The organism is Actinotalea ferrariae, from assembly GCF_019733465.1.
Classification (GTDB): Bacteria; Actinomycetota; Actinomycetes; order Actinomycetales; family Cellulomonadaceae; genus Actinotalea; species Actinotalea ferrariae_A.
The window spans coordinates 1-24,164 of the sequence record NZ_JACVQL010000057.1 but is presented as its reverse complement, the minus strand read 5'-3'; the positions used below and the strand labels follow the sequence as shown (position 1 = coordinate 24,164).

22 protein-coding genes are annotated in these 24,164 nt (G+C 73.5%); 8 read left to right on the top strand and 14 right to left on the bottom strand.

Annotation, left to right across the window (positions count from 1 at the left end; translation table 11 throughout):
* Positions 1-62 precede the first annotated feature (62 nt).
* Genes ICW40_RS05455 through ICW40_RS05440 form a run of 4 tightly spaced genes read left to right on the top strand, consistent with a single transcriptional unit; the run spans position 63 to position 4,508 of the window.
* Entirely contained in the window at positions 63-1,142 is a 1,080-nt protein-coding gene (locus ICW40_RS05455) for a carbohydrate ABC transporter permease (RefSeq protein ID WP_374199132.1), read from the top strand.
* Positions 1,139-2,050 (top strand): carbohydrate ABC transporter permease, encoded by a 912-nt coding sequence (locus ICW40_RS05450; protein WP_221652821.1) that lies wholly within the window; start codon positions 1,139-1,141, stop codon positions 2,048-2,050. The genes ICW40_RS05455 and ICW40_RS05450 overlap by 4 nt, the downstream gene beginning before the upstream one ends.
* Positions 2,047-3,483: a GH1 family beta-glucosidase gene (locus ICW40_RS05445; RefSeq protein WP_221652820.1), complete on the top strand. Its 1,437-nt coding sequence runs from the start codon at positions 2,047-2,049 to the stop codon at positions 3,481-3,483. Before ICW40_RS05450 ends, ICW40_RS05445 begins: the two co-directional genes overlap by 4 nt.
* Positions 3,484-3,485: 2 nt before the next feature.
* The gene (locus tag ICW40_RS05440) at positions 3,486-4,508 is read left to right on the top strand and encodes a LacI family DNA-binding transcriptional regulator (protein WP_221652832.1); all 1,023 of its coding nucleotides are present in this window, start codon (positions 3,486-3,488) and stop codon (positions 4,506-4,508) included.
* Between the two features lie 137 nt (positions 4,509-4,645).
* On the opposite strand, the gene ICW40_RS05435 is transcribed toward ICW40_RS05440, so the two are convergent.
* From ICW40_RS05435 to ICW40_RS05420, 4 genes are all read right to left on the bottom strand, one after another.
* Positions 4,646-4,990 (bottom strand): hypothetical protein, encoded by a 345-nt coding sequence (locus ICW40_RS05435; RefSeq protein WP_221652819.1) that lies wholly within the window; start codon positions 4,988-4,990, stop codon positions 4,646-4,648.
* 118 nt (positions 4,991-5,108) lie between these two features.
* Positions 5,109-5,855 carry a VIT1/CCC1 transporter family protein gene (locus tag ICW40_RS05430; RefSeq protein WP_221652818.1) on the bottom strand — a complete coding sequence of 249 codons (747 nt, stop codon included), beginning with the start codon at positions 5,853-5,855 and terminating at the stop codon, positions 5,109-5,111.
* Between the two features lie 94 nt (positions 5,856-5,949).
* A complete protein-coding gene (locus ICW40_RS05425; protein WP_221652817.1) occupies positions 5,950-6,714 on the bottom strand; it encodes an esterase/lipase family protein in 765 nt (254 codons plus the stop codon).
* Positions 6,711-7,520: an alpha/beta fold hydrolase gene (locus tag ICW40_RS05420; protein ID WP_221652816.1), complete on the bottom strand. Its 810-nt coding sequence runs from the start codon at positions 7,518-7,520 to the stop codon at positions 6,711-6,713. The genes ICW40_RS05425 and ICW40_RS05420 overlap by 4 nt, the downstream gene beginning before the upstream one ends.
* Positions 7,521-7,673: 153 nt before the next feature.
* Between ICW40_RS05420 and ICW40_RS05415 the strand changes: the two genes are divergently transcribed.
* The gene (locus ICW40_RS05415; RefSeq protein WP_221652815.1) at positions 7,674-8,318 is read left to right on the top strand and encodes an NAD(P)-dependent oxidoreductase; all 645 of its coding nucleotides are present in this window, start codon (positions 7,674-7,676) and stop codon (positions 8,316-8,318) included.
* A 65-nt stretch (positions 8,319-8,383) separates the two neighbouring features.
* Here ICW40_RS05415 and ICW40_RS21440 read toward each other — a convergent pair whose 3' ends face one another.
* From ICW40_RS21440 to ICW40_RS05365, 10 genes are all read right to left on the bottom strand, one after another.
* The gene (locus ICW40_RS21440; protein WP_221652814.1) at positions 8,384-10,672 is read right to left on the bottom strand and encodes a putative bifunctional diguanylate cyclase/phosphodiesterase; all 2,289 of its coding nucleotides are present in this window, start codon (positions 10,670-10,672) and stop codon (positions 8,384-8,386) included.
* A 206-nt stretch (positions 10,673-10,878) separates the two neighbouring features.
* Positions 10,879-11,340 (bottom strand): CAP domain-containing protein, encoded by a 462-nt coding sequence (locus ICW40_RS05405; RefSeq protein WP_221652813.1) that lies wholly within the window; start codon positions 11,338-11,340, stop codon positions 10,879-10,881.
* Positions 11,337-12,320: a glycosyltransferase family 2 protein gene (locus ICW40_RS05400; protein WP_221652812.1), complete on the bottom strand. Its 984-nt coding sequence runs from the start codon at positions 12,318-12,320 to the stop codon at positions 11,337-11,339. The genes ICW40_RS05405 and ICW40_RS05400 overlap by 4 nt, the downstream gene beginning before the upstream one ends.
* Positions 12,317-13,549, bottom strand: coding sequence for a lipopolysaccharide biosynthesis protein (locus ICW40_RS05395; RefSeq protein WP_221652811.1), 1,233 nt, complete (start codon positions 13,547-13,549; stop codon positions 12,317-12,319). Before ICW40_RS05395 ends, ICW40_RS05400 begins: the two co-directional genes overlap by 4 nt.
* A 55-nt stretch (positions 13,550-13,604) precedes the next feature.
* A complete protein-coding gene (locus tag ICW40_RS05390; RefSeq protein WP_221652810.1) occupies positions 13,605-14,972 on the bottom strand; it encodes a polysaccharide pyruvyl transferase family protein in 1,368 nt (455 codons plus the stop codon).
* Positions 14,969-16,282, bottom strand: a complete 1,314-nt coding sequence (locus ICW40_RS05385; RefSeq protein WP_221652809.1) for an O-antigen ligase family protein — start codon at positions 16,280-16,282, stop codon at positions 14,969-14,971. The genes ICW40_RS05390 and ICW40_RS05385 overlap by 4 nt, the downstream gene beginning before the upstream one ends.
* Positions 16,275-17,420, bottom strand: coding sequence for a glycosyltransferase family 4 protein (locus tag ICW40_RS05380; RefSeq protein ID WP_221652808.1), 1,146 nt, complete (start codon positions 17,418-17,420; stop codon positions 16,275-16,277). The genes ICW40_RS05385 and ICW40_RS05380 overlap by 8 nt, the downstream gene beginning before the upstream one ends.
* Complete coding sequence (locus ICW40_RS05375) at positions 17,417-18,283, bottom strand: glycosyltransferase family 2 protein (RefSeq protein WP_221652807.1); 867 nt, start codon at positions 18,281-18,283, stop codon at positions 17,417-17,419. The genes ICW40_RS05380 and ICW40_RS05375 overlap by 4 nt, the downstream gene beginning before the upstream one ends.
* A complete protein-coding gene (locus ICW40_RS05370) occupies positions 18,280-19,182 on the bottom strand; it encodes a glycosyltransferase family 2 protein (protein ID WP_221652806.1) in 903 nt (300 codons plus the stop codon). The genes ICW40_RS05375 and ICW40_RS05370 overlap by 4 nt, the downstream gene beginning before the upstream one ends.
* A complete protein-coding gene (locus ICW40_RS05365; RefSeq protein ID WP_221652805.1) occupies positions 19,179-20,786 on the bottom strand; it encodes a sugar transferase in 1,608 nt (535 codons plus the stop codon). The genes ICW40_RS05370 and ICW40_RS05365 overlap by 4 nt, the downstream gene beginning before the upstream one ends.
* Positions 20,787-20,969: 183 nt before the next feature.
* Here ICW40_RS05365 and ICW40_RS05360 point away from each other — a divergent pair, with 183 nt between their 5' ends.
* From ICW40_RS05360 to ICW40_RS05350, 3 genes are all read left to right on the top strand, one after another.
* Positions 20,970-22,529 (top strand): polysaccharide biosynthesis tyrosine autokinase, encoded by a 1,560-nt coding sequence (locus ICW40_RS05360; protein WP_221652804.1) that lies wholly within the window; start codon positions 20,970-20,972, stop codon positions 22,527-22,529.
* 72 nt (positions 22,530-22,601) lie between these two features.
* Positions 22,602-23,081: a transporter substrate-binding domain-containing protein gene (locus ICW40_RS05355; RefSeq protein WP_221652803.1), complete on the top strand. Its 480-nt coding sequence runs from the start codon at positions 22,602-22,604 to the stop codon at positions 23,079-23,081.
* Complete coding sequence (locus ICW40_RS05350) at positions 23,078-24,118, top strand: cation transporter (protein WP_221652802.1); 1,041 nt, start codon at positions 23,078-23,080, stop codon at positions 24,116-24,118. Before ICW40_RS05355 ends, ICW40_RS05350 begins: the two co-directional genes overlap by 4 nt.
* The last annotated feature ends 46 nt before the right edge of the window (positions 24,119-24,164 follow it).

Here is a 24,164-nt window from a genome sequence, read left to right as displayed (position 1 = left end):
GGCCACCCGGCAAGCCCGCCCGGCGACCAGCACGACGTCGCCTCCCCCACCCTGGAGTTCCCGTGTCAGTCACCGTCCCCGTCGGGACCGAGCCGGGCGTGCCTGACCGCACCCGGCGGGTGCCCGCCCACGACGCGCCCCCCGAGGACCCGCGCCAGCGTCGGCGCAACCTCCTCGGCCGGCTCGACGTCAAGGTCTCGCCGTACCTCTACATCTCGCCGTTCTTCCTGGTGTTCGCCGTCGTCGGGCTCTTCCCGCTGATCTACACGGCGTACGTCTCGGTGCACGACTGGCACCTGATCGGCGGCCAGGGTGAGTTCGTCGGCGTCCAGAACTACCTCGACGTCGTGCAGCAGCCGCGGTTCATGACCGCGCTGCGCAACACGTTCAGCATCTTCCTGCTGTCCTCCGTGCCCCAGGTCATCGCGGCCATCGTCATCGCGGCGGTGCTCGACGCGAACCTGCGCGCCAAGACCTTCTGGCGGATGGGCGTCCTGCTGCCCTACGTCGTCGCGCCCGTCGCCGTCGCGCTGATCTTCTCGCGCCTCTTCGCCGACCAGGCCGGCATGATCAACAGCCTGCTGGGGACCGTCGGCATCGGCCCGATCCGCTGGCACGCCGACCCGCTGTCGAGCCACGTCGCCATCGCGACGATGGTCAACTTCCGGTGGACCGGCTACAACGCGCTCATCTTCCTCGCCGCGATGCAGGCGATCCCGCGCGACCTGTACGAGGCCTCGGTGATCGACGGCGCCTCGCGCGTGCGGCAGTTCTTCTCGGTCACGGTGCCGCTGCTGCGGCCGACGGTGATCTTCGTGGTCATCACGTCGACCATCGGCGGCCTGCAGATCTTCGACGAGCCGCGCATGTTCGACCAGCTCGGCCAGGGCGGCGCGGACCGGCAGTGGATGACCGTGACGATGTTCCTCTACGAGCTCGGCTGGGGCGCCCAGAAGAGCTTCGGCCGAGCGGCCGCCGTCGCGTGGATCCTCTTCCTCATCATCGTGGTGATCGGCCTCATCAACTTCGCCATCACGCGACGCATCGCGTCCACCGCCCAGCCCGGCAGCGAGAGCCGCCGGCGCAGCCGGGCCGCCGCGCGCAGCGCCGCCCGCAACATCGAGAAGGGTGGCCTCCGATGAGCTCGGTCCCCATGATCGCCCAGACGGCCGGCCGTGGTGCCGCCCGTGCGGCGGCGCGCAAGCGCAACCTCGGCGGCGCCGGCGTCAACCGTCGGCCCGGCTGGATCACGTACACGCTGCTCGGCCTGGTCCTCGCGATCTCGGCCTACCCGATCTACTACGCCTTCCTGCTCGCGTCCTCGGACTCGGCGACGATCGCGCAGAACCCGGTCCCCTCGCTCATCCCGGGGCCGAACCTGTTCGACAACATCGGCCGCGTCATCTCCTCGGACATCAAGTTCTGGGAGGCCGTCGGCAACAGCATCATCGTGGCCGTCGTCACGTCGGTGTCCGTCGTGTTCTTCGCGACGCTCGCAGGCTTCGCGTTCGCCAAGCTGCGCTTCCGCGGCCGCCGGCCGCTGCTGGTCTTCATCATCGCGACGATGGCGGTCCCCGCCCAGCTGGGCATCGTGCCGCTGTTCATCGTCATGTCGAAGCTCGAGTGGACGGGCAAGCTCGTCGCGGTGATCGTGCCGGGCCTCGTCACGGCCTTCGGCGTGTTCTGGATGTCGCAGTACCTCGAGGAGGCGCTCCCCTACGAGCTCATCGAGGCGGCGCGCGTCGACGGGTGCTCGATGATCCGCACCTTCTGGCACGTCGCCATCCCGGCGGCCCGCCCGGCTGCCGCGATGCTCGCGCTCTTCACCTTCGTCGGGTCGTGGACCTCGTTCTTCTGGCCGTTCATCGTGCTCGGGTCCACCAACCCGACGCTCCCCGTGGCGCTGCAGCTGCTGCAGGCCTCCTACTTCAAGGACTACGCGTTGATCATGGCTGGTGTCGTCGCGGCGACCATCCCGCTCATCCTGCTGTTCGCCGTCGCCGGCCGGCAGCTGGTCTCGGGCATCATGCAGGGAGCGGTGAAGGGATGAGCCACCCTCTCGACCTCCCCGGCGGCTTCGTCTGGGGAGCAGCCACCGCTGCCTTCCAGATCGAGGGCGCGACGAGCGCCGACGGGCGCACCGACTCCATCTGGGACACCTTCTGCCGCGTGCCCGGCGCCGTCGTCGGCGGCGACACGGGCGAGGTGGCGTGCGACCACTACCACCGCTGGCCCGAGGACGTCGCGCTCATGGCCGAGCTGGGGCTGGACGCCTACCGCTTCTCGACCGCGTGGCCGCGCATCGTGCCCGAGCCGGGCCGGATCGAGCAGCGCGGCCTGGACTTCTACTCGCGCCTCGTCGACGGCCTGCTCGAGCGCGGCATCACGCCGTGGCTCACGCTGTACCACTGGGATCTCCCCCAGTGGCTCGAGGACCGCGGCGGGTGGACGTCGCGCGACGTCGTCGACCACTTCACGGAGTACGCGCTCGCCGTCCACGGCGCGCTCGGCGACCGGGTGCGCCACTGGACCACGCTCAACGAGCCGTGGTGCAGCGCGTTCCTCGGGTACGCGGGCGGTCAGCACGCACCGGGCCGCCAGGAGCCGCAGGCCGCCGTGTCCGCGCTCCACCACCTGCTGCTCGCGCACGGTCGCGTGGTCCAGGAGCTGCGCGCGGTCGACCCGACCGCCCAGCTGGGCATCACGCTCAACTTCACGGTCCCCGACCCGGTGGACCCGTCCGACGAGGCGGACGTGCGTGCCGCGGCGCTCTCCGACACCATGGCGAACCGCGTGTTCGTGGAGCCGGTCGTGCTCGGCGCGTACCCGCAGGACGCGATCGACGCGCTCGCCGCCGTCGGGACCGCCCTGCCCGTGCGCGACGGCGACCTCGAGGTGATCGGCACGCCGATCGACTTCCTGGGCGTCAACTACTACACCGGGACGGCGGTCACGGGGCACGCGCCCGAGCCGACGGAGGTCATGCCCAACGGCGCACCCGTGGAGCGCCCGCTGAGCAACCCCAGCGTCGGGGTCGTCGACGCCTACCCCGTCTCGCGCGGGCTCCCGCGCACGGCGATGGACTGGGAGGTCCAGCCCGAGGGACTCGAGCGCCTCCTCGTGCGGCTGCACCGGGACTACACCGGCCCGGCAGGCATCCCGCTGTACGTCACCGAGAACGGCTCGGCGTTCGACGACGAGGTCGGCCCGGACGGGGAGGTCGACGACGTCGAGCGCACGGACTACCTCGTCCAGCACCTGGCCGCGGTGTCGGACGCGGTCGCGGCCGGCGCGGACGTCCGCGGGTACTTCGCGTGGTCGCTGCTCGACAACTTCGAGTGGGCGTACGGCTACGAGAAGCGGTTCGGGATCGTGCGGGTGGACTTCGAGACGCAGGCGCGCACCCCTAAGTCAAGTGCCCGAACTTACGCGCGCGCCATCGCCACCGGGGCGGTACCCCTCGGCGGTACGGTTCGCGCGTGACCATGAACAACGCCCTCGCACGGCGTGGGGCACCGACGATCCGCCAGGTGGCGGCGGTCGCCGGTGTCTCCCGCGCGACGGCGTCCCGGGTCATCAACGGAGGGCACCTCGTGAGCCCCCAGACCCGGGCCGCCGTCGAGGCGGCGATCGCCGAGCTGGGCTTCGTCCCCAACCCCGTGGCGCGCAACCTCGCGACGCGACGCACGGGGTCGGTGGCGCTCGTGGTGCCCGAGCCGAACGCGCGGCTCCTCACCGACCCGTTCTTCGGCGGGATCGTCAACGGGCTGAGCCTCGCGCTCGACGACTCCGACCTGCAGATGCTGCTCGTCATCGCGCGCCGCGGCGCGAGCACCGAACGCGCGTCGCGCTACCTCACGCAGGGGCACGTGGACGGCGCGGTCGTCGCCTCCCACCACCGCGACGACGCGCTGAACCGCGAGCTCGTCGCCTCGGGCATCCCGTGCGTCTTCCTCGGCCGGCCGCTCGACGTCGTCACCCCGTACTACGTCGACGTCGACCACACCGCGGGCGCGCGGATGGCGACCGAGCACCTGCTCCGGACCGGCCGCCGTCGCATCGGCACGGTCGCGGGTCCGCCCGACATGACGGCGGGCGTCGACCGCCTCGACGGCTGGCGGCAGGCGCTGCAGGGCGCGGGCCTGCCCGACGACGCCGTCGTGCACGGCGACTTCACGGCGCGCGGCGGGGCGGAGGCGACCGCCCGGCTCATCGAGGCGCACCCGGACCTGGACGCGATCTTCGTGGCGTCCGACCTCATGGCGTCGGGAGGCCTGACCCAGCTCACGCAGCGCGGTCGCTCGGTGCCCCACGACGTCGCCGTCTTCGGGTTCGACGACATCGGCGTCGCCGAGACCACGGACCCGCCGCTGAGCACGGTGGCGCAGCCGCTCGGCGAGATGGTCGCGCGCGCCGGCCGCATGCTCATGGCCCTGCTCGCGGGCGAGGACGTGCCGCCGGAGCCGATCCTCTACGAGCCGCGGCTCATCCTGCGCGCGAGCGCCTGAGGCATCGGGCCGCTCTGTGGCCCTGCGCTCCCGCCGGGCCGCTTACTGGTGACCTGGCGTCGCATGCTGACGCAACCTCACCACCGAAGCGCTGCCTCGCCGGCCGGCAGGTCCGCCACGACGGGACGCCGTCGGGTTCATCCCACCGGGATCGGGGTGCTGGTACCGATCGGCCGCACCTCTGCCGGGAGGAGGAAGAGCATGACGGCGAGAGACACGAGGATCGCCAGCCCGCTCACGGCGAGAAGCGCTGCCGCCCAGCCTCGCTCCCGTCCCTTGAGCATGAGGGTGGCGCCGACGCTCGCCGTGCCGAGTGCAATCAGCATACCGATCACCGGCATGAGGGCCGCGAGGACCATGTTCGGTAGCGCGACGACGAGCGAGATGACGACGAGGAGCCTGCCGGAGCGTTCGGTTGTTCGCCGAGAACCTGCGTGAGCAAGGTCCTCGTTCTCAGGTATCGCGTACGTCTGCTCGCGCACGACCGCAAGCCCCCTCGCATCGCTTCGTCCCTGTGACGACATCCAAGGCCCGCGAGCAGTTCACGGGCAAGGACAGGTGGCGCGCCCTGGACCTCGAACCGGGGCGCTCGCCTCCTGGTCAGCCGACGACCGTCGCGCCGAGGAGGGCGCCGATGCCGAACGTGATGCCCATCGCGAGCGCACCGCCGAGGATGAGGCGCACGACGGCGCGCAGCCGCCGCGCCCGTCCGAGCCGCGCGCTGATCGTGCCGGTGAGGGCGAGCGCGACGACGACGGCCGCGAAGGTCACGGGGATGCGCACCGCGGGCGGCGCGAGCACGACGGCGATCAGCGGCAGCAGCGCACCGACCGTGAAGGCGACCGCCGACGCGAGCGCGGCGTGCCAGGGGTTGGTCCGCTCGTCCGGGTCGAGGCCCAGCTCGGCCTCGACGTGCGCGGCGAGGGCGTCGTCGGCCGTCAGCTCGATCGCGACCTGCCGCGCCGTCGCGGGCGAGAGACCCTTCGCCTCGTAGATCTCGGCGAGCTCGAGGAGCTCGCCCTCCGGGTCCTCCGCGAGCTCGCGGCGCTCGAGCGCGATGAGCGCCCGCTCGGTGTCGCGCTGGCTGCTCACGGAGACGTACTCCCCCAGCGCCATGGAGACCGCGCCGGCCACGAGGCTCGCCACGCCCGCGACGAGGATCGACTGCGCGTGCGCGGTCGCCGCCGCGACGCCGACCACGACGCCGGCCGTCGAGATGATCCCGTCGTTGGCGCCCAGCACGCCCGCGCGGAGCCAGTTGAGCCGGGCCTGCAGCCCGTTCGTGTGGGGCTCGTCAGCAGGCACGGCCCGCCGCTCGGCGGCCGTCACGTCCCGCTCGGTTCCCATGGCCCGACGCTAGGCACGCCGGCCGAGGTCCGCCAGCAAGGTGAGGCTGGCCGAATCATGCGTCGGCCGACGACGGCTCGCGCCGGGCGCACGGTCACGCCCCGGACGACTCCGCCCCCGCGGGCGGCTCGGACGGCTGGCCGCCCTCGCCCCGGACGGCGGCGAGGAGCACGCGCTCGAGCCGTGGGTCCGCCAGCGGGCGGAAGTGGCCGGGCGTCTCGAGCTCCACGTTCGCGGCGCCCGGCAGCACGCTCCCGCCCGGGATGTGGGGGTCCCACGGCGCGTACACCGACGTGATGCGGCTGTTGACCTCCTGCTCGGCGCCGAGCTCGAGCAGGGTCGCGTCGTCGGGCCGGAAGATGCGCAGCGAGGCGAGCGGGATCCAGCGCGCGTAGGCCGACCCCGCGAACGGGGTGTTGATCGCGACCATCGAGCGGATCCGCCCGTCGGGGTCCTCGCGCAGCATGGCGCGCTTGCCGATCAGACCTCCCTTGCTGTGCGCGACGACGACGACGTCGCGCAGGTCGTGCGCGGTCAGGTAGGCGCCGAGCACCGAGGCCGCCGCGGGCACGGGCCCGATGTTGTACCCGAGCGCGGGCAGCACGTGCACCGCGTGCCCGTGGCCGTGCAGGAGCTGGGCGATGGGCCGCATGAACGGCCAGCTCTCGTAGACGCCGGGCACGAGGACGACGTCGGGCGGGGTGCTGCCCTCCAGGTACGCCTCGGCACCGCCGCGGCGCAGCGCGCCCTCGGCCTGGCGCACGAGCACGTACGCGTAGTCGAGCGTGCGCCACCACGCGTGGCGCGCATGGGGCGCGACGAACCGCACCGCGCGCGCTGCTGCGGCCCCGGGGGTCACCGGAGGCTCCGGCACATCGCGGCAGCGGCGCGCGGGCGGCGCATCATCACGACGTGACCGGCGCCGGGCACCTCGTCGACGCGTCCGTCGCGGGCACGTGCGGCGAGTCGCTCGACGTACCCGGGCGGGGCGATGGGGTCGTTCTCGCCGCGGAGCAGGAGGACCGGCTGGGTCACGTCGCCGATGCGTTCCTCGAGCGGGTAGTCCAGCATGTGCGGCAGCGTCGCGAGGTACCAGCGCAGACCGGTGCGCAGGTAGTCGGTGAGCACGACCCAGTTGGCGCGCGGGGTCTCGTGCCGGGTGTCGCGCAGCAGGCGCCACCCCTGGCGCACGGCGGAGCGCCGGCCCGGCTCCGCGACGGGCCCGATGAGGACGACGCCGGCCGCGAGGTCGGGCACCGCGGCGGCGGCTTCCGTGACGACCTGGGTACCCATCGAGTGGCCGACGAGGACCGGGGCGGAGTCCCACCCCTCCCGGCGCACCAGCTCGACGAGCACGCGCGCGTGGTCGGCGATGCCGAGGGGCTCGTCGGGCCGGGGGCTGGGGCCGAAGCCGGGCAGGTCCGGGACCAGCACGGGGCCCTCGAGCGCGAGCTCGTGCGCGAGCGGCTCGAAGTAGCGGCCCGAGACGCCGATCCCGTGCACGAGGACCACGGGCGCGGCCGTACCGCCGTCGGCGGGACCCAGGCGGGTGAGCCACAGATCGTGACCCTCGACCGTGACGCGCTCGCGCTCGACGAGGACGCGGGTCGCGTGCGGACCGCGGGCGCGCCCCGTGGTCCCGGTCGTTCGAGGAGCGCCGGTCATGCGAGCCAACGTACGTGCCGCGGGGGGCACCGGCACGACGACGCCGACAGGTCAGCCCTTCGCGGGACGCCCACGCCCGCCGGCCGAGCGCATGCCTAGGGTGTCGATCGACGCGGCACGTCATCGCCGCGCACCCCATCGAGGAGGTCACGCATGGCGCGCATCACGGTCCTGGGCGGCACGGGTTACGCAGGGACGCACCTCGTCCGCGAGGCGGCGGCCCGAGGGCACGAGGTCAGGTCGTTCAGCCGGCACACGCCCGCGGAGCCGGTGCCCGGCGTCTCCTACGAGACGGGCGACGTGACGGACCCTGCCCTGCTGGACTCGGTGGCGGCGGACACCGACGTCGTCGTCACGACCGTCCCGCCGCGCGGTGAGCTCGAGCCGGTGCTCGCGGGGATCCTCGGCGACCTGGCGGCCAGGGCCGACGCGGCCGGCGTGCGGCTCGGCGTCGTCGGCGGGGCCGGCTCCCTGCTCGTCGCGCCCGGCGGGCCCAAGCTGCTCGAGACGGACGCCTTCCCGGCACCCTTCCTCGCCGAGGCGCAGATCATGGACGGCGTCCTGGAGGAGCTGAGGAGCCGCCCCGAGAGCCTCGACTGGTTCTACGTCAGCCCCGCGGCCGGCTTCGGCGCCTACGCACCGGGCGAGCGGACGGGCCGGTTCCGGGTCGGCGACGACGTGCTGCTCACCGACGACGAGGGTGGTTCCCACCTGTCCGGGGAGGACCTCGCGATCGCGATCGTCGACGAGGTCGAGCAGCCGGCGCACCGGCGCAGCCGCTTCACGGTCGCGTACTGACGCGACCGGGGCGTGCTGGGAGGCCCGTCCGCGTGAGGTGACGTGCCCGGCGTCGTTCCGGGCGCTCAGGCCCCGCGCTGGACGGGCACGCGCGCGCCGACGACGCCGGCCACGCGACCCTCGATCTCGTCGATCATCGCCGGGATGCGGTCGGCCGGCACCGGCCGGCCGAGCCCGAAGCCCTGGGCGGCGAAGCACCGCATGCCGAGCAGGGCCAGCATCGTCTCGTCGTCCTCCACGCCCTCGGCGACCACCGAGAGGCCGAGGTGGCGGGCGAGCTCGATGGTCGACCGCACGATCGCCGCGCTCGCGTCGTCGGTGACCACACCGGCCACGAAGGACCGGTCGATCTTGAGCCGCTGGAGCGGGAGCCGCTGGAGGTAGGCCAGCGACGAGTAGCCCGTGCCGTAGTCGTCGACCGAGAGCGTGACACCGAGCGCGTCGAGCGCGCCGAGCACCTCGACGGACCTGTGCGGGTCGAGCATCGCCATCGTCTCGGTGACCTCGAGCTCGAGCTGGCGGGCCGGGATGCGGTGCCGCTCGAGCGCCGCACGCACGTCCTCGACGAAGTGCGGGTCGAGGAGGTTGCGCACGGACAGGTTCACCGAGACGGAGATCGTGCGACCGTCGGCCCGCCACGCGGCGGCCTGGGCCAGCGAGCGGTCCAGCACGTGCAGGGTCAGCTGGCGGATGAGCCCGGTGCGCTCGGCCGCCGGCACGAAGGCGAGCGGGCCGAGCATGCCGTGCACCGGGTGCTCCCAGCGCACGAGCGCCTCGACGCCCAGCACCCGTCCGCTGCGGAGCTCGACCTGCGGCTGGAAGTGCACGACGACGTGGTCCTGCTCGAGCGCGGCGAGCAGCTCGCTCATGAGGACCGGCGTGAGTGGACCGCCGCTGTGCATCTGCTCGGCGTACGAGGCGACGAGGTCGCGCCGCTCGCGCGCCGCCGAGAGTGCGACATCGGCGCGCTGGAGGAGGTCCGCTGCGGTCCCGGCGTCGCCCGGGGCGAGCGCGATGCCGACGGCGACGTCGACCGTGACCGTGAGCTCGGGCAGGTGGAACGGCTCCTCGAAGGCCGCGCGGACCTCCGCCGCGCGCTCGGCGGCGCGCTGACCCGAGGCCACACCCGGCAGCAGGATGCCGAAGGACTCGCCGCCCAGGCGCGCGACGACGCCGTCGGCGTCCACCGCCGTGGTGAGGCGAGCGCCGACGGCGCGCAGCAGCTGGTCGCCCGTGCGCAGGCCGAGCGTGTCGTTGATCTCGGTGAAGCGCTCCACGGCGACGAGGAGCAGCGCCACGCTCTGCGGCGAGCCGCCCGCTGCCGGTCGGATGAGAGCGTCGACCCGCGAGGACAGGCGGCGCGCGTTCTCGAGCCCGGTGAGGAAGTCGGTGTCGGCGAGGTGCGCCAGCCGGTCCGCCTGCTCCTGCATGCGCCGCACCATCCCGAGCATGCGCGCGATGACGAGCGCGATGAGCGGCAGGGACGCGAACGTCACCTCGGTGTTGTGCTCCCGCAGGCCCATCGACCGCTCGACGAGCACAAGCCCGGGCAGCACCGCGACGGCGAGGGCGAGGTAGGCGACACGGCGCGGCGTGAGGGTGTGCTGCGGTCCGCGCTCGTGCTCGCCCGTCGCCCGGAGCGACGGGTGCAGCGCGGCAGCACCCCAGAAGAGGTACGCGAGCATCCACAGCGGGTCGAGCCACCCGATGTTCTCGTCGAGGACGGGGACGTACGCGGCGGCCTGGAACAGCAGGTCGGCGACGAAGATGACGACGAACCCGACCCCGAGGAGGCGCAGCGCGGGAGTGCGGGACGTGCGCGCGGCGGTCAGGTGGGCGAGCTGGGTCACGAGGACCAGGTCGCCGATCGGGTAGGCGACGCCGACGAACCGCCCCAGCGTGCTGCCCTCCGCGTCCGTCCAGGTCGGCGCGATGAAGACGACCCACAGCACGAGGCCGACCGAGACCGCGACGATGAGCGCGTCGAGCAGCGCGCTGCGGTCGGTCGCACGCCCCTTGCCGCGCGCGAGGAGGTGCAGGCCGACGCCGAAGAGCGGGTAGGCGACGAGGTAGGCGACGTCCGCGCCCGACGGGAAGGGGTCGATGCCCAGCACGTGGTCGAAGACGGTCCACAGGCCGTCACCCGTGGCCCAGAACGCCACGCCGGCCGCCATGAGGTACCACGGCAGGGGACGTGCGGGCCGGTACCGGCGCACGCCCACGACCATCGCCACGACGCCGGCCGCACCCGCGGCCACGATGATGCTGTCGCCGAGCAGGCCGTACGGCAGGAACCACTGGACGACGACGACGAGCGCGCCGGCGGCGAGGAACCTGGCCCAGAGCGAAGCCACGCGTCCACCGCCCCTCGTGTGCGCGGGGCCGTGCCCCGTCGGTACTGACATCGCGTTCGCACGGCGGAGCGGTACGGGCCCGACCGGATCTCACCCGTTCGAGCGGTCGGCCGCTCTCCGCCGTCACGGGGTGATCGACCGGTCCGTGCTCGGTGTGAGCCGCGCCGCACGGGTGATGTGCCGCGAAAGGGCGTCCGAGCGAGGTTTCACCCGCCCCGGGGCGGTCCCAGGAAGACCTGCGCGCAGAGCAGCGCTTCACCGTCCTCGACGCAGCCGACGCCCACCTGGGTGAGCTCGGGGTCGAGCAGGTTGGAGCGGTGACCCGGCGAGTCCATCCAGGCCGCGACCACGTCGTCGGCCGGCGTCCCCGCGGGGGCGCGGCTGAGGTTCTCGGCCGCGACGGTGACCCCGCAGTCGGCGATGACGTCGTCGAGGGGAGCGTGGGTGAGCTCCGGCTCGCCGACGAGGGCCTCGGCGCGTGCGAGCGCGGCGTCGGCGGCGCAGGTGGACCACGTGGGGGCTGCGGCACCACGCTCCTGGCGCACGGCCTCGGTCGCGGAGGCGAGACCGGACTCGTGATCGCCGTGCACGCCGCCCTCGATCGCGCCGTCGCACCCGGCGAGCGCGGCGCCGAGGACCAGCACCACGCCCACCGACCTGCGCCTCACCGCACCCTCCCCCGCCGCGGCGGTCCGCGCAGTCCGTCCCTGAGCCGCAGCCGTGCCCCGTCGTACGACCGCCGGGCGCTGCGCGCGGCCCGGCATCCCGAGACGACGCCGAGCAGGTTCGCCGTGAGCGTGCCGTCGCGCAGCATCAGGGGCACCTTGGCGGCGAGGACCGCGACGAAGAACGCGGCGAAGGCGACCGCCTGCGGAGCGGTGTAGAGGCGTGCGGCAAGGAGGACGCGGTTGCGCGCGAGGAGGCGCGCCCGCCGCTGCACGCCGGGTCCGACGACCGAGTGGCCACCCTGGTGCGGGAGGTCGACGTCGACGCACCCCGTGCGAAGACCCGCGAGGTCGAGCCGGAGGGCCAGATCGGCGTCCTCGCCCCAGGCGAAGTACTCGTCGTGGAACCCGCCCAGGGCGCGGAAGGCGTCGGCACGGTACGCCGCCGCGCCGCCCGAGGGGCCGACGAGCCGCCCGCCCCCGCCGGAGACCCGGTACAGGAGCTCGCGTGCCCCCGGCGACCGGCCCGAGGCGTCGCGCACAGCGCGGTCCATGAACCAGCCCGCGACGCTGAAGGCCACACCCGCATGCCTCAGCGTGCCTGTCCGCTGGGAGAAGGCCAACGCTGCCGTCGAGCGGTCGGCCCCCACCATGGCGGCGCGCATCACGTCGAAAGCCTCCGCCGTGACGAGAAGATCGGGGTTGAGGAGGACCAGCCACGGCGCGTCGGTCCTCAGCCCGACGAGGTTGCACGCAGCCGCGAAGCCGGGGTTGTCGGGGCGCCGGACGAGCCGGGCGTTCGCCCGATCAGCGAGGAGCGGCGCGAGGAGCGCCGAGTCGTGCTGGTCCTCGCTGTTGTCCACGAAGGTCCAGTGCATCCGCATGTCGCGGGCGGCGAGGTCCAGGAAGCCGGCGATCTCCTCCGTGGCGGACGGCAGCGACCGGTAGAGGACCACGACGACCTCGGCGAGCGGCGCGCTCATCGCTGCACGCCGAACAGCTCGCGGATCGATGCGACGACGTCGCGAGGACGCGGCACCGCCTGCGCCGGCGAGACCCCGACGAAGCGGAGGATCAGCGCGGTCGTCAGGAGCGAACCCACGAGCATGGCGAGAGCCACGCCGGTGACGCCGAGCCACGCGGCGGCGGGCACGAGCAACGCGCCGCTCGCTGCGAGGCCCACCGCCCGCGCCATGCTCATGCGCTGGCCGCATCGCTGTGCGGCCAGCGCGGCGCCGCCGACGGCACCGACCCCCGCCGCGGTCGTCGTCGCGGCGACGAGGAGAGCGAGCGGCCGGGAGGCGGTGAACGGGTCCCCGAACGCGACCGGCACAAGTGCCCATGCGGCGCACGCGACGGCGACGCCGCTGAGCAGTGCGAGGGCCGCGCCGCGGCGGACCGCAGCGACGAGCACTCCATGGTCGGAGCGGTCCGCGAGACGCCCGAAGCTCGCGTTCGCGTAGGCGTCTGCGACCGGGGCTCCGACGCCGCCGGCCGTCGCCGCGACCGAGTGGAGGCCCGCAGCAGCCGGACCGAGCAGCGGGAGGGCCGCGATCTGCGCGACCCGCGCCGCACCCACCTCGGCGAGCTGCCCCGCGACCAGCGAGCAGCCCTCCCTGATGACGTCGCGCACGTCGGACACCCTGCCACCGCGGTCGTCCACGACGACGAGACCGACCAGGAACGTCACGACGTTGCCCGCGAGGAACGCGTACAGGACGGTCGAGACGTCGAGTCGTCCCCATGCCCAGAAGCCGACCACCATGGCAGTCGACACGAGCCCGTGGACGAGGGACAGCGCGCCGAGCAGGCGGAACCGTCGTTCCACGAGCAGCACGTTGGCGTCGATCGTCCACGAGACCGACAGCGGTACCAGCGCCATGGACACGAAGAAGGCGACCCGCGCGGGCCAGTCGAGGCCGGGGAGCGCCAGCGCCTCGAGGGGGACTGCTGCCGCCGACGAGACGAGCGCCGTGGACGCCGCCAGGACGCGACCTGTTCGCACGAGGTCTGCACGCGCGGTCCCGTCGACCGCCAGTCGTCTGCGGATCGCCAGCGGGACACCCAGAGCGACGACGAGCGGTGCCACGGCGAGGATCGCGAGGGCGGCCGCCGTGACCCCCCGGCCTTCAGGTCCGAGCGCCCGGGCGATCACGGGTGCCGTCGCGAGCACGCACACCATCGCCGCGAGACGACCGAGCAGGACCGCCACGGGACCGTCCGGTCGCCGGACCTGCGGCGAGGGCGGCTGCGGACCAGCGAGGGTGTCAGCCACGTGACCGGCCGGTGGACGACCGTGCGCGCAGCACGAGCGCTCGTGCGTGCCGGTCGAGCACGGCGGTCGCGCTTCGCGCACCGCGGCTCACCGAGTCCTCGGCGCGACGGAGGACCCGGCCCTCCGCGTCGGACACCTGACCGCGGCGCAGGCTCTCCACGGAGGCGAAGCGAGCAACCGCCCGATCGAGCGGGTCGCGCGCCAGCATCCGGTCGACCGTCGCTCGGACCGACGCGTCTGCCAGCAGGCCCAGCCGGCGGCCGAGGCCCTGGTCCTGACGTGCGCTACGGGCCGAGAGCGCCTCGTCCACGGCGACGCCGAGCGTCGCGGGCGTCACGCCTGCCGGCATGTCGCGGTCCCAGGTCGCGGCGTACATGTCGAGCTTCGGGTCAGCGAGGCTGAGGCGCGGCACGCCGAATGCCCCCGCGACGATGCGCCCGTGCAGCGACTGCCCCACCCACAGCCGCGCACCACCGATCGCGTCGACGATCTCCCACGGGTCGCGCGAACCATCCCACACCGCGATGTCGACCTCGGGCGAGAGGGCGCGCACCTCGTCGATCACCGTCCGGTACGCGGCGGGCGAGTCGTGCCCCGGTGCGGTGCCTGCGAGCAGCAGACGCACGCGTGCATCCCGGAGCTGCGGTACGCCCACGAGTGCGCGGGCGACCTGCTGCGGGCCGACGGCCTTGATCCACCGCTCGGCCGCCTGCACGAGGACGACGTCGGAGACGCGCGGCCTCGCACGGGTCAGGGCGATCGAGTGGATGAGGTCCGGTGCGAGCGTGTGCGGGACGTTCGCCTCGGCCAGGAGGGCGTCGCTCCTCCGGTCCCGGACCACCAGGGAGTCGCACTCGCGCAACGCGGCGAGGTGCACACGCCGTTCCTCCGCGCTCAGGGCAGCGAGCCCCGAGACACCGACCGAGTTGACCGTCAGCGAGGCGAGCGCGTTCGTCGGGAAGGCCGTCAGCCGCGCGACGTACGCCGGATCGCCCGGCTCCGCGCCGCTCAGCGCCCGGATCCTCGCCGCCCGGCCCCCGGACCGGGCACCGATGTGGCTGAACCGGTCGTCCGCGAGGGATCGGTAGGCCGTGTCCATCGTGGCGCCGCCGACCTCGCCACCGACGGTCCAGACGTGGTCGAACGACTCCTCCGCGAGAACCCGGTGGAATGCGGGGATCTGCCGCCCGAGCAGCGGCCGCATGTCCGCCTCGAACGCCGACGTGGCGACGACCTCGAGGCCCACCGCCTCGAGGTACGCCTGCGTCTGGTGCAGGAAGAGCAGGTCCCCGAAGTTGTCGCGCTCGTAGGCACCGATGAGCGCGACGCGGCCTCGAGGCGCCTCTGCGGCGTCGTTCACCGGATCCCCCCGCCGACCGGAAGGGAGGTCGACAGCCGCTGCGCCGGCACGACGACTCCCTGGACGTCCAGGGAGTGGTACGGGGTCCGGGCGGTCCGTGCGAGGCCGCCGGCGAGCCCGAGGAGGATCCACAGGACCGCGTTCCACGGGTTGATGTCGAGCAGGTCAGCCGAGAGCGAGCGCCACACCACCATGACGAGGCATGCGCTGACCACGACGGCGACCGTCGAGGCGAACGGTGTCGCTGCTCGCCTCGTGGTCAGCAGCGGCACGAGGAAGGCCAGCAGGAGGAGTGCCAGGACGGCGCAGCCCACGAGCCCTGCCTCGAGCAACAGCTTCAACCACGCGTTGTCCACGGTGCCCGTGACGGCTCCGTCACCGGGCGATCCCTCGACGTAGCCGCTGAACCCGTTCCCGAGGAGCCACCGGTCGTTGACGCGGAGCTGCTCGGCCCACAGGTTCGAACGGAAGGAGGCGCTCGCGTCGCGACCCGCGACGATCGCACCGATCGAGTCGACCACACGACGCACGGCGTCCGAGGTCAGCACCGGCACGATGCCGACCGCAACCCCGCCGACCGCGACGGCGACCGCGTGTTTCGGGCGGAGCAGCACCACGACGACGGCGATACCGACCACCAGTCCGACGATCGCCCCCCGCGATCCGGTGAGGAACAGCACCCACGTGAAGCAGGCGCCCGAGAGGAGGAGCACGCTCCGCCTGCCGTACTCGCGCGTGACCAGACCGACGAGCGCCACGACGACGCCCAGGCAGAGCAGGAGTCCGAGGTCGTTGGGATTGCCCAGGAAGCCCGTGTACCTCGTGAGGAGCGTGCGGTTCGTGGGGTCGAAGAGACTCCCGCTCACGAGAAGCCCGCCCCAGGTCCCGCGCAGGCGCCCGGTCGCCTGGAGGGCGACGCCGACCACCTGCAGCCAGCAGGCCAGGAGGAGCGACGCACCGAGCAGACGCGCGACGCGCGCGTCGAAGCGCAGGAAGACGAGCGGCACGAACATGAGCCAGTTGAGGAGCCGGACGAGCCCGTGGCCGAGGGTCGGCGCCCCCAGCGCCTCGGCAGAGAGCAGGAGCACCAGTCCGAGCAGGAGGCCGACCTGCAGCTCACGGAGCCGCGCCGGCGCACGGAGGACGGCCCACCCCGCCGTCGCGGCCACGAGGACGCGTGCGGGCGTCCCGAGCACGCCCAGTGCCGGCGCCATGGTGGTCACGGGCAGGACGAGAGCCAGGGCGCGACCGTGCCAGGCGCGCGAGGCCGTGACCGTCTCGCGGAGTCTTCCCACCGTCGGCTCACTCATCGCGCTCCCCCGTCAGCACGGGTGCGGGACGGCGAGGACCTCGCCCCGTGGCGAGCACGAGGTCGGCCAGGTGATCGGTGCTGCGTACCCGCGCCCACTCCGCACCGGCGGCGGCGGCTCTCGCACCCAGGTCGGCGAGCACCTCCGCGTCGCGCGCCAGCTCGGTCATCGCCTCACCGAGGGCCGTGGCGTGGGGCTCGACGAGGAGCCCACCGCCCAGCGCCATCGCCTCGACCGTCCCTCCTGACCGATAGCCCAGCACGGGGACGCCAGCGTGCAGCGCCTCCACGGTGACGCGCCCGAAGCCTTCGTTGAGCGAGGGGACGAGCAGGAGGTCGGTGCGTGCGAGCACGGAGGCGACGTCGTCCGTCTCGCCGTGGTGCACCACACGGTCGACGAGCCCGTTGGCCGCGACCTCACCCAGCACTGCACTGACGTCGCGTCCCGCTCCTGCGCCGTACAGCGCGAGCTCCACGTCCGTGCCCTGGGAGACGGCGTGGGCCACGGCTCTGACGGCGTCGAGCTGTCCCTTGTCACGTGTCACCGCGCCGAGGACCGCCGTCCGCAGGCGCCCGTTGCCGCGCACACGCGTCCGAGGCGCGAGCGGCCGCACGTCCTCGAGCACCACGTGGTCTGCGCGCACCTGCTCTGCGACGAACTGTGAGACGGCGACCACGACGTCCGACCAGGCGTGCAGCGCCCGCACGACCAGGGTGACCGGGAGCGCTGACGCCATGACGGGGTTGGTCGCGATCGCCTCACGGACCACCACGACGCGAGGGAGGCCGAGGACCGTCGCGGCGAGCAACGGCGTGGGGGTGACGGAGGTGTTCGACACGACGACGTCCGGTGAGCAGCGATGAAGCGCCCAGAGCGTCCGCGGCAGGTCCAGGAGGCACTGGATGAGCCGGATGACGCCGGCGGGACCGCGGCCTCGAGGGGACAGCCATCGGTGGCTCGCGCAGTACCGGACGGACGGCGGAGAGTCGGCGGCCGCGGCGAGCTCGGCGAGCGGACCGTCGCTGGGCAGGTAGACGACGACGTCGTGGCCACGACCTGTCAGGGCGGCGACGAGCTCGAGCATCGAACGCTCGGCGCCGCCGAGGCCGGCGGAGTGCGAGAAGACAGCGATCCTCATCGGCCCCGCGCCCCGTCCACGCCGCGGACGCCGTCCAGGAGACCGGTCAGCCAGGCACCGACATGGCGATCCCGAGCTGCTCGTAGAGCGAAGGTCGCCTCGTCCTTCAGCAGTCGCGGAGCGGACACGGCGACGCCGTGCTTCCGCGCCAGGAGGACCTTGTTGCGAGCCGTGTAGTAGTGGGCCGACGCGGACCCGTGGGCGATCGAGCCGCCGACCGCGTGGGGAACGACGGTCGTGCAGGACCAGCGGATCCGGCCACCGTCCCGGCGCACGCGGAGGCAGTAGTCGACCTCCTCCGCGTAGTGGAAGAAGGACTCGTCGAAGCCCCCGAGGCGAACGGCCGTCTCGACCTCGAGAAGGATGGTCGCTCCCGTGACGACGTCCACCTCGTGGTCCCCCGCGTCGCAGCCGGGGCAGTCGAGCTCCCGCGCGAACACTCCGCCGCGTGCCGCCGTCACGTACCGCGACGACGCGTCCCGCTGAGCGGTGCCGACCACGGCCGACCCGGCGGCGAGCCGCGAGAGTGCGACGAGCGTCGCCGCATCGGGACGTGCATCGGCGTTGACGAGCGCGGCGTGCGTGAAACCCCGTCGACGGGCCTCGTCGATGCCGGTGTTCATGCCGGCCGCGTAGCCACCGTTCGACGGACGGCGCACGACCGTGACGCCCGGCCAGGACTCGATCTCCGCCAGGGCTTCCAGCTCACGTTCGGACCCGTTGTCGACGACGATGACCCGCGCGTGCCAGGAGTCGGGAAGCGTCCGGACCGCCGCGGCGGTCTCGCTCGCGCAGTTCCAGTTGAGGACCACCACCGCGAGTCGGACCGCTGGCTCGGGGGCGGGCGAGGGAGCGCTCGTCATGCGGACACCGTGCGTCGGCCGACGAGGGACCGCAGCGGTGCAGTCGATGCGAGCAGCGCGAACCGGCCGTAGATGCCGACGTAGACGGCGGCGTCGAGCAGGCGGCTGCGCCCCGCCTTGTGCGAGGCGTAGAAGATCGCCATGCTCCGGTGGAAGTGCCAGATCAGCTTCGTCGAGCGCCTGCGGTCGCTGGTCGCGCCCTTGACGTGCAGCGCCGACACCCGGCCGTCGTAGAGGATCCGATAGCCGTGAGCGGCGAAACGGACGCACCAGTCGAGGTCCTCCCCGTACATCCAGTAGCGCTCGTCGAGCAGTCCGACGTCGCTGAGGGCGGCGGTGCGGATGAGCATGAGCGCTCCGTTCACGGCTTCCACCTCACCGAGCTCGTCGTGCCCGACCGACGGTGCGAGGTAGTGGGCGTGCGTCGCTCGACGCCCCGCGAGGTAGGTGAGTGCCTGGACCGGGTCCGGGATGGAACGCTTGGCCGCGTGGTCGAGGGAGCCGTCGAGCCGGACCAGCCGGCAGCCGACGACGCCGGCGTCGGGATGTGCCGCCATGGTGTCGAGCAGGTGGGCGAGCGTCCCGGCCGGGATCTCGGTGTCGGGGTTGAGGACGAGGACGAACGGCGCGGTGACGTGGCGCAGCGCCGTGTTCGTCGCCACCGCGAAACCGTCGTTCGACGGACGTCGCCAGAGGCTGACCTCCGGGAACTCGTGCTCGACCGCGTCGGCGGTCCCGTCGGGGCTCGCGTTGTCCACCACGTGGATGCGCAGCCGCACCTCCCGCGCGGCGTGGAGGCGCAGGGACTCGAGGCAGCGTCGCACGAGGTGCATCGACCCGTAGGAGACGATCACCACCTCGACCTGGACGGCACCCGGGGCCGTGAGGGCCCCCGTCACCGCGCACCCTCCGCGGCCAGCACGGCCTTGGCCGTCCGCACGAGGATGAGCAGGTCGCCGAACAGCGTCCAGTTCTCCACGTAGTACACGTCCATCCTGATCCCCTCGGCCGGGCTGAGGCCCGACCGGCCCGACGTCTGCCACAGGCCCGTCAGCCCCGGCTTCACGAGGAGGCGGCGGTGCGCCTTGCGGTCGTAGAGGGCGACCTCGTCCGCGATCTGCGGCCGCGGGCCGACGAGGCTCATGTCGCCGCGCAGCACGTTGAACAGCTGCGGCAGCTCGTCGAGCGAGAACCGGCGGAGCACGCGGCCCACGCGCGTCACGCGCGGGTCGTTCTTCGGCTTGTAGAAGAGCCCGACGTCGGCCACGCCCTCGGCGGCCAGCACCTCGGCCAGGCGCTCGTGCGCACCCGCGACCATCGAGCGGAACTTGAGCATCCGGAACGTCCGGCCGCCCGCGCCGATGCGCTCCTGCGTGTAGAGCACGGGCCCCGGGCCGGAGAGCCGCACGAGCACGGCGACGACCACGAGCACGGGCGCGAGCAGCAGGCACAGCACGAGCGCGCCGCACCAGTCGAACACCGTCTTGACCAGGTACTTCGGTCCGGAGAACCGCGGCTCGTCGACGTACACGAGGGGCAGGCCGTTGACGGGGTTGACGATCACCCGCGGCCCGGCGACGTCGCGCACCGCGACCGTGAGGGCGAGGTCGATGCCCGAGCCCTCGAGGTCCCAGCCCAGCCGCCGCACGACGTCGGACGTGAGCGAGTCCGCGCCCACGACGGTGACGGCGTCGACGGCCTCGCGCCGCGCGACGGCGGCGGCCTCGTCGGTCGTGCCGAGCACCGGGACGCCGTCGACCGGGCCGCCGTCGGCCTCCCCCGCGGGGAGGCACACGCCGACGACGCCGAAGCCCGCTCCGGAGCGCTCGCGCAGCTCGCGCACGGTCTGCTCGGCCTTCCCGCGGTGTCCGACGACGAGCACGCAGGACTGCAGCTCCCCCACGCGCCGACGCCGCTTGAGCCACTGGCGCCAGCCGTAGCGGCCGGCGAGGAGCAGGGCGAGGCCCAGGGGGAACGCGATGCCGAGGTAGCCGCGCCCGATCTCCATCCGGCCGAGGTAGGCGACGACCGCCACCGCGGCGAAGAGGCGCCACGACACGGAGAACACCCGCTGGTACTCGGCCGGCCCGACGCCGACGAGCCGCCGGTCCTGCGTGCGGCCCGCGACGAGCGCGAAGAGCCACGCCCACATCAGCGTGACGGACACCGCGAGGTACGTCGGCGACAGCTGCCCGCTCACGCGCGCGATCCCGGCGGCGTCCTCGCGCACGACGTAGGCCGTGAAGACGGCGACGTAGACGGCGACGGCGTCGGTCAGCAGCACGCGCGTCGAGTAGGCGACCCACCAGCGGCGGTGCCCGGCACGCACGGGGACGACCGCCCCCGCCCGGCCGTCGCGCTGCGCGGGGACGCCGTCGTGCGGCGCCGGGACGCCGTCGCGGTGCGCGGGGACGTGGTCCAGCCGCCCGCCGCCCGGAGAGGGCACGGACGGTGCCGCCGAGGTGAGGCCGACGTCAGAGAGGTCGGGCACTGCTCCGGGCATGGTCACCGCCTTGTCGCGCTCGTCGGCGCGCCCCCTCGGGCGAGGGCGCGTCACCACCCCGATCGGCCGAGCGCGCGGGATGTGAGGCGTTGCCGCGGACCGAGGACGCATGCCGCGAACGCCTCACACCGGTCCCCCGTGCGCCGATGGGCCACGAAGGACAGCACCCATGGGGGAGATCAGGTGGAACTTCAGGACTACGTCGCGATCCTGCGCAAGCGCTGGGTGTCGATCTCGCTCATCACGCTCGTCGCCCTCGGGGCCGCCGTCGGCGTGACGTTGCTGACGACGCCGACGTACGAGGCGCGCGCGCAGGTGTTCGTCTCAGTCCGCACGGGCGGCGGGACGACCTCGGACCTCCTGCAGGGCAGCAGCTTCACGCAGAAGCAGGTCAAGTCGTACACGGACCTGGTGACGAGCCCGCGCGTGCTCATCCCCGTGATCGAGAACCTCGACCTGAGCACCACCCCGGACGAGCTCGCGCGGTCGATCGCCGCCGACAACCCGCTCGACACCGTCCTCATCAACATCACCGCCACGCACGAGGACCCGCAGCACGCCGCGGACATCGCGAACTCGACGGCCGAGAGCCTCGCGACCGAGGTGACCGTGCTCGAGAAGCCGCAGGACGGGCCCTCGCCCGTGCAGATCAGCTCCGTGCGCGCCGCCGCACCGCCCGTCGACCCGGCCAGCCCGAACACGAAGCTCAACGTGGCCCTCGGCGTGCTCGTCGGCCTCGCCCTCGGCTTCGGCATCGCGCTGCTGCGCGAGGTCCTCGACACCCGGGTGCGCACCGAGGCGGACGTGCGCAAGGTCACCGGCACCTCCGTCGTCGCCCAGATCGTGCACGACGACGACGCGACCCGGAGCCCGCTGCTGCTCGCGGCGAACCCGCACAGCCAGCGCTCCGAGTCCTTCCGCCGCCTGCGCACCAACCTCCAGTTCCTCGACGTGACCGACGACCTGCAGACGATGGTCGTGACGTCGTCGCTGCCCGGTGAGGGCAAGTCCACGACGGCGATCAACCTCGCGATCACGCTCGCCGACGCGGGGACGCGCGTGCTGCTGATCGACGCGGACCTGCGCCGCCCGTCGGTCGCCCGGTACATGGACCTCGAGGGCACCGTCGGCCTGACCACCGTGCTCATCGGCCGCGCCTCGGTGCAGGACGTCGTCCAGCCCTGGGGCAACGGCCAGCTGCACGTGCTCCCGTCGGGCCAGATCCCCCCGAACCCCAGCGAGCTGCTCGGCTCGCGCACCATGGCGGAGCTGCTCGCGACCGTGAGCAGCCGGTACGACGTCGTCATCATCGACACGCCGCCGCTCCTGCCCGTGACCGACGCCGCGATCCTCGCCCGGCTCACGGGCGGCGCGATCGTCGTCGTCGGCGCGCACTCCGTGCACCAGCAGGAGCTGGGCCAGTCGCTCGGGGCGCTCGAGACGGTCGGCGCCCGCGTGCTCGGCCTCGTCCTCAACCGCGTCCCGGCCAAGCAGGCCGGCTCCTACGCGTACTACGACTACTCGCCGCTCGAGCCCACGAGCGAGGCACGCAAGAGCCGGCGCATGTCCGCCCTCACCGCGCGCCGCGCGCAGGAGGTCGAGCCGCGCCGGACGGCCGGGCGGTCACCGTCCCGCGACGCCGCCCGGCACGACGTCGTGCCCGAGCACCCGGAGGAGGCGCTCGCGGCGGCCGTCGGCGGCAACCGCTGGCCGGGCGGGCCGCTCGGCGCCGACCAGGACTGACGCCCTCCGCGCCCTCCTTCACCTCCTCGCCCGCCGACGTGCGGAACCGCAGGGATGGCGTTGGATGGGTCCATGATCAGACGAGTGGTCGTGGTCGCCGTCGGCCTGCTGCTCGCCGGCTGCGGCGCGACGGTCCCGACGGACCCGGAGGGCACCCTCGACGACGTGCGCGGCGGCGTGCTGCGGGTCGGCGTCTCCGCGAACCCGCCGTGGACCGAGGCCGAGCCGGACGACGACGCGCCCGGCCCGCGCGGGATCGAGCCGGACCTCGTGCGCGAGTTCGCCCGGACGCTCGACGCCGAGGTCGAGTGGACCCGCGGCGGCGAGGAGGCGCTCGTCGACCAGCTCGACCGCGACGAGCTGGACCTCGTGGTCGGCGGGCTGACGTCGTCCTCCCCGTGGAGCCAGCACGCCGCGCTCACCTACCCCTACGCGCACACCACGGGTCCCGAGGGGAAGCCCGAGGCGCACGTCATGGCCGTGCGGCTGGGCGAGAACGCCTTCATGACCGAGCTCGAGCGCTTCCTCCTCGCGCAGGACGTCGACCCGTGACCGCGCGCTTCGGACGCACCGAGCTCCCGGCCGACGAGGAGCGCGACCTCCGTCGCGCCGTCCGCCTCGCCTGGTTGACCATCGCCTTCCTCGTCACGGCCGTGACCGGCGTCTACCTCGTCATGGGCAGCTCGCAGGCGATGAAGGCGGCGTGGGTCGAGGACCTGCTCTCCTTCATCCCCCCGATCTCGTTCCTCGTCGCCGTGCACCTGACCCGCCGTCCGCCGAGCGAACGGCACCCGTACGGCTATCACCGGTCGATCGGCGTCGGGCACCTCGTCGCCGCGACCGCGCTCGTGACCATGGGCGCGTTCATGGTGTTCGACTCGGCGTCAGGGCTGCTCGCGCAGGAGCACCCGCCCGTCGGCGTCGTGGAGATCGCCGGGCACGTGGTCCGGTCGGGCTGGCCGATGATCGCCGTGCTCGTCTACACGGGCATCCCGCCGGTGCTCCTGGGCCGCGCCAAGATGCCGCTGGCCCGGTCGCTGCACGACCGCGTGCTGCACGCCGACGCCGACATGAACAAGGCCGACTGGATGACGGCGCTCGGCGGCGTGGTCGGCGTGCTCGGCATCGGCCTGGGGTTGTGGTGGGCGGACGCGGTGGCCGCCCTCTTCATCTCGGGCAGCATCCTGCACGACGGCGTGCGCAACCTCCGCACGGCGGTCTCCGCGCTCATGGACTCCCGCGCACAGACCGTCGACGGCGACGCCCCCCACCCGCTCGTGGCGCAGCTCGAGGAGCGGCTCACGGACCTGCCGTGGGTCGAGGAGGCGCGGTGCCGGGTGCGCGACGAGGGGCACGTGTTCCACGTCGAGGCCTTCGCGGTGCCGCGCGGCGGCGCGTCTCCCTCGCTCGCCGAGCTGGTCACGGCGAAGGAGGCCCTGGTCGCGCTCGACTGGAAGGTGCAGGACGTCGTCGTCGTGCCCGTGCCCGAGCTGCCCGACGAGCTGCTGCCCGGGGTCGACGCGGACGCGGACGCGAGGCGTCGCGGCCCCCGCGACGAGCGGCCACGCCGCGGCCACGACGCCGGCTGAGCGCCCGGACGCGACGAAGGCCGGGACCCGCGGGTCCCGGCCTTCG

Bases quoted from the DNA above. Each gene is read 5' to 3' on its own strand.
- ICW40_RS05450 (WP_221652821.1), top strand. From the start codon at position 1,139: ATGAGCTCGGTCCCCATGATCGCCCAGACGGCCGGCCGTGGTGCCGCC.
- ICW40_RS05445 (WP_221652820.1), top strand. From the start codon at position 2,047: ATGAGCCACCCTCTCGACCTCCCCGGCGGCTTCGTCTGGGGAGCAGCC.
- ICW40_RS05440 (WP_221652832.1), top strand. From the start codon at position 3,486: ATGAACAACGCCCTCGCACGGCGTGGGGCACCGACGATCCGCCAGGTG.
- ICW40_RS05430 (WP_221652818.1), bottom strand. From the start codon at position 5,855: ATGGGAACCGAGCGGGACGTGACGGCCGCCGAGCGGCGGGCCGTGCCT.
- ICW40_RS05420 (WP_221652816.1), bottom strand. From the start codon at position 7,520: ATGACCGGCGCTCCTCGAACGACCGGGACCACGGGGCGCGCCCGCGGT.
- ICW40_RS05415 (WP_221652815.1), top strand. From the start codon at position 7,674: ATGGCGCGCATCACGGTCCTGGGCGGCACGGGTTACGCAGGGACGCAC.
- ICW40_RS05400 (WP_221652812.1), bottom strand. From the start codon at position 12,320: ATGAGCGCGCCGCTCGCCGAGGTCGTCGTGGTCCTCTACCGGTCGCTG.
- ICW40_RS05385 (WP_221652809.1), bottom strand. From the start codon at position 16,282: ATGAGTGAGCCGACGGTGGGAAGACTCCGCGAGACGGTCACGGCCTCG.
- ICW40_RS05380 (WP_221652808.1), bottom strand. From the start codon at position 17,420: ATGAGGATCGCTGTCTTCTCGCACTCCGCCGGCCTCGGCGGCGCCGAG.
- ICW40_RS05375 (WP_221652807.1), bottom strand. From the start codon at position 18,283: ATGACGAGCGCTCCCTCGCCCGCCCCCGAGCCAGCGGTCCGACTCGCG.
- ICW40_RS05365 (WP_221652805.1), bottom strand. From the start codon at position 20,786: ATGCCCGGAGCAGTGCCCGACCTCTCTGACGTCGGCCTCACCTCGGCG.
- ICW40_RS05355 (WP_221652803.1), top strand. From the start codon at position 22,602: ATGATCAGACGAGTGGTCGTGGTCGCCGTCGGCCTGCTGCTCGCCGGC.